The sequence below is a fragment of the Paenibacillus sp. TAF43_2 genome (assembly GCF_052113545.1).
In the GTDB taxonomy this organism is placed as follows: Bacteria; Bacillota; Bacilli; order Paenibacillales; family Paenibacillaceae; genus Pristimantibacillus.
In genome coordinates this window covers 1-4,034 of record NZ_JBFRDK010000308.1, presented here as the reverse complement: position 1 = coordinate 4,034, position 4,034 = coordinate 1, and the positions used below count along the sequence as shown (strand labels likewise).

General features: G+C 40.9%; 4 protein-coding genes and 1 pseudogene. 2 read left to right on the top strand and 3 right to left on the bottom strand.

Going from position 1 to position 4,034, the window contains the following annotated elements; all coding sequences use genetic code 11:
* Both AB4Z17_RS32625 and AB4Z17_RS32620 read right to left on the bottom strand, forming a co-directional pair.
* Positions 1–1,058 (bottom strand): annotated as a pseudogene (locus AB4Z17_RS32625) (glycoside-pentoside-hexuronide (GPH):cation symporter); the annotation flags it as partial.
* Positions 1,059–1,148: 90 nt separating this feature from the next.
* Entirely contained in the window at positions 1,149–1,283 is a 135-nt protein-coding gene (locus AB4Z17_RS32620) for a hypothetical protein (protein WP_441964512.1), read from the bottom strand.
* 135 nt (positions 1,284–1,418) lie between these two features.
* Here AB4Z17_RS32620 and AB4Z17_RS32615 point away from each other — a divergent pair, with 135 nt between their 5' ends.
* Positions 1,419–2,690 (top strand): helix-turn-helix domain-containing protein, encoded by a 1,272-nt coding sequence (locus tag AB4Z17_RS32615; RefSeq protein ID WP_441964510.1) that lies wholly within the window; start codon positions 1,419–1,421, stop codon positions 2,688–2,690.
* A gap of 45 nt (positions 2,691–2,735) precedes the next feature.
* Positions 2,736–2,882 carry a hypothetical protein gene (locus tag AB4Z17_RS32610; RefSeq protein ID WP_441964508.1) on the top strand — a complete coding sequence of 49 codons (147 nt, stop codon included), beginning with the start codon at positions 2,736–2,738 and terminating at the stop codon, positions 2,880–2,882.
* 314 nt (positions 2,883–3,196) lie between these two features.
* Here AB4Z17_RS32610 and AB4Z17_RS32605 read toward each other — a convergent pair whose 3' ends face one another.
* Entirely contained in the window at positions 3,197–3,649 is a 453-nt protein-coding gene (locus tag AB4Z17_RS32605) for a hypothetical protein (protein ID WP_441964506.1), read from the bottom strand.
* Positions 3,650–4,034: the final 385 nt, after the last annotated feature.

Genomic DNA, 4,034 nt, shown 5'->3' with positions numbered 1-4,034 from the left:
CCTTTGAGCCGAAGCTTCCAGCGCTGTAAACTAAACCTTCTGTTCGCATGCCTGTTTTCCATTCTCCATAATCTACGGTGTCTGCAAGCATCGCGAACATCGTTGCAGCTAATGGCACGCCGCCAAATGATTTGATCACCGATGCGATGATTACGATTATAATGCTAGTTGGATCAATAACCGTAATCGCGGCTCCCAAAATCGTGATGACTAACCCTAGGAGTGAAGAATTACGTTTACCGATCCTTTTAATAATCGGAGCAACAAACAGCAAGCCAATTAATAACGGGATAAAGGAAATAACGCCAAGAATGGACATCCATTCAGCATTTCCTAAAATATACTGCGCGTAATAAATGTTAACCGCTGTATTAACCGACGTCATAATATAGCTCAGAATCATGAAGACCACGAGCAGCGCCCAGTATTTATTGCGGAAAAGCGCTTTCAAAGAGCCACTAAGAGGGACCTGATTTTGGGCTACTGCTGGCTTAACTCTCTCTTTCGTCGTTCGGAAAGTAATCAAGAACAACACTGCTGCAATTGCGCCATAAATGATAAAGGTCATCATCCATCCATGTTTGCCGCCACCGAATGCATTAACGATAGGAACCGTCATGGTGGAGACGAGCACCGCGCCTAAGATAGCCATCAACATACGGAATATGTTAAGCAAAGAGCGCTCGTAAGGATCTTGTGTAATCAATGAGTTCAACACACCATAAGGAACATTTTGCACCCGAGTAAATAATATTGAGAATAAGATAGGTCACATAAGCGTAAATAAGCGCTCCTGTTGCACTTAAGTCTGGAGCTGAAAACAGCAGCACGCCAGAGAGTCCAAATGGTACGGCCAGCCAAAGCAGCCAAGGACGAGCCTTGCCGTGCTTGGTCCTCGTTTTATCAACTAACACACCTACACCAATATCGACAAAAGCATCGAAGAAACGAGCAATTAATAACAACGTACCTACTGCTGCAGCAGAAAAGCCGACGATATCGGTATAAAAGAAAGTGAGGAACGTTGCAGCGGACGTCCAAATGAGATTGCTTGCCATATCTCCAACGCCATACCCAAGCTTCTCCGAAAATGAAAGTTTAGTCTGTTCCATAGTAGCAACCTCGATTGTATGATTTTTTTTGTCCGTTTAGTTGGAGGAGAAGTTGTTCGACCATTTCATCTGAAAAAGCACCTTTAAATGCCCAACATCCAAGCCAAAGTACATATCTGTTTTTTCTTCCAATGTCATTTGTGTAACCATTTTCTTTATGTCACGATTCATTTTGAATCCACCTAAAATAAGCTCACAAACTGTAAAGCGTTTTCATTTTTTACTACACACTCATTATAGATGATCAAAAAATCAGAAATATGGTATGATTATTTGAATAAAAGTAAATTTATTTGGAGGCATTAGATGGAATTTAATCCTTCCTTTTTAGCTAAATTACTTCATGAGAGCTTGCAGCTGCCTGTTTATTGGTTGAGTGCGGATGATCCAAGCGGGCAGGAATATTTCGAATCCAACGCTCCTATCCCATTTTCCGTCTTACAAAATCCTGAATACTTCCAGCAATTAATAAAACGAACCTGGGATAAAACTTTTCCCGTTATACAGACAACGGAGTTTGAGGAATTTTTTATCGTACAACCCGTTTATTCGGATTTGAAGCGAGCAGGAACCATTATTATAGGTCCCTCAATTGATTATGTTCCTTCCGAGGAAACCGTTCGAAATCTCATGAATGACAATAATATTCCCAGAAAAATCCATCCAGCTTGGGTTGAATATTTGCGTAGTCTCCCTCTTGTTTCCAAGCAGAGATTATTTCACATTGGCATCATGGCCCATTGGATTGTCAATCAAGAGGCGTTAGAATTAACGGATGTTCTTGAGTTTAATTTCCGGTTGGGTCAACGGTTTTTGTCAGAGGAAGCTATCGAGCTATCGATGTCTAATATGAAGGAATTTTCTAATCTTCACACGAGCCGGGAATTTGAACAGATATTATTACGGCATATTAAGAACGGTGATAAAGCTGCACTTAAGAATCTATTCGTAATGGGTGTAATTGGGGAGGCAGGCACACTATCCAAACGAAGTCATTTGAGAAGCCGCAAAAATATTGCCATCTGCGCAATTGCTGTAGCCGTTCGAGCGGGTATGGAGGGTGGATTGTATACTGAGCTAGCATATCGCTTAAGTGATACTTACATTCAGCATATCGAGGATTTAACGGATGTTCGCTCGGTTGAAACCGCGATGATAGACGCCTTCTTAGATATTACGGATCGCGTTAGCGAAAATCGGAAAGGCACCGTTTCTAAGCCAATCGCGAAATGCCGCGAATACATTTTTAATCATTTGTATGATGCGATTTCTATCTCTGAGCTGGCTGAGCTGACTGGACTTAACGGTACCTATTTATCCACCCTTTTCAAAAAAGAAACGGGACTCACGATCAGTCATTTCATCCATCAGGAGAAAATAGAAGAAGCTAAGAAGCTGCTCGATTTCACAAGTGAGTCCGTCTCAACCATCGCTACTCGTTTGAACTATTACGACCAGACTCACTTTATTAAATCGTTTAAAAAACATGCCGATATCACACCTAAGCAGTATCGTGATCGAAAACGGAATGGAGATAAAAAGCCCATAATAATATCCCCTACAAGTTCGCTTTCTTGAGCGACCACTTAAAGGGGACGTGCGCAGGCTGCGCAGTCAGCCCGCGTGAATGGATCAGCTGGCGCCATTGCAGCTATGGAAAGAGAACTACTCTACGTTATTGAGTTTACGATAAGGCAAGAGAAAATCACCAAGGTTGATTTAATTTCGATCCTCTCTCGAACGGCTGCTAACCTTTATAATCAAAAGTAATTTGCCCCTCTTCACTGCCAGCAACTCCTTTCGTTTCCAAAACTCTGCTGTCGGTAGAAAATAAAGTATTAGACTGGGTGTCTTTATTCCACGCTGATTCTCAATTGTAATATCGTCAGACATCATAAAATAAATTTTAGACTGACCTCAGAAATTGAAACAGCGACAGCCAAGGACAAAAAATAATGTCCTAGACTATCGCTGTTTCATTGAACTAACGTTCCTCGTTAGCGTAACGAACAAGCATGTCATCCTGGTTAAGCACATCCTCTGAATAAGATAATAACCGTACCGAATAGTGCTTTTGAATACACTTATATCCACGTTTGAAACGATTTATTAACCATCTTTACATTGTTCATTTTTGCCCAGCTCTTTAAATCCGAGATGCCTCTATCTTCATCCTTTGAATACCTAAATGCCATATCCAATGGGACGATCTTCCAGCTGTAAGGTAATATCCCAATAACAGGTTTAAAGTACCCCATTGTCATTATCACTTTAATATCCCTTGAATTAATTATATTCCCATTTAATATGATTTGCTCAATGGATAGGCATAACACGGTTGGTTTCTTAAAAAATGTTCTGTACAATGTGAGTAACAGTACAACTAAACATAGAAGAATCACCGTTAACGAAGCGTAGAATATACCCCTCTGATCCCATAATCTCAATACAAGAATAGATTGACTCGATATAATAGCAATCATGCCTATAATGGTTCCAATCCTTGATGGACTCTTAACTGGATGCTTTATTTCCATCAACATTGCCCCCCTGTTCAAATCCCTTATCTTAGAATACCACTTATTGGAACTATTCTCCCTCTATGGAGAATCATTTTTCTCTTAAATGCTCATATTTCCTTAGGTTTTGAACGATTTCCTTTCGTACAAGACAACCTTTAAATGGAACAAGATTGTAGATAGTGTAAAATATGGGGCGAAGAATGTACAAAAAGCCTCTCCACTCAGACCACTCGTTTAAAAAAGTGGACTTTGGGAAGATTTATGGTCGCACCTTTGGATCTCCACATCGTCTCATGGGGGTCAACCCTCCCATGTCTCACAGAGTCTACGCTCCCACATTCCTTCATTCAACCTGTCCATGAGGCGCTCCCACATTCCTTCATTCAACCTGTCCATGAGG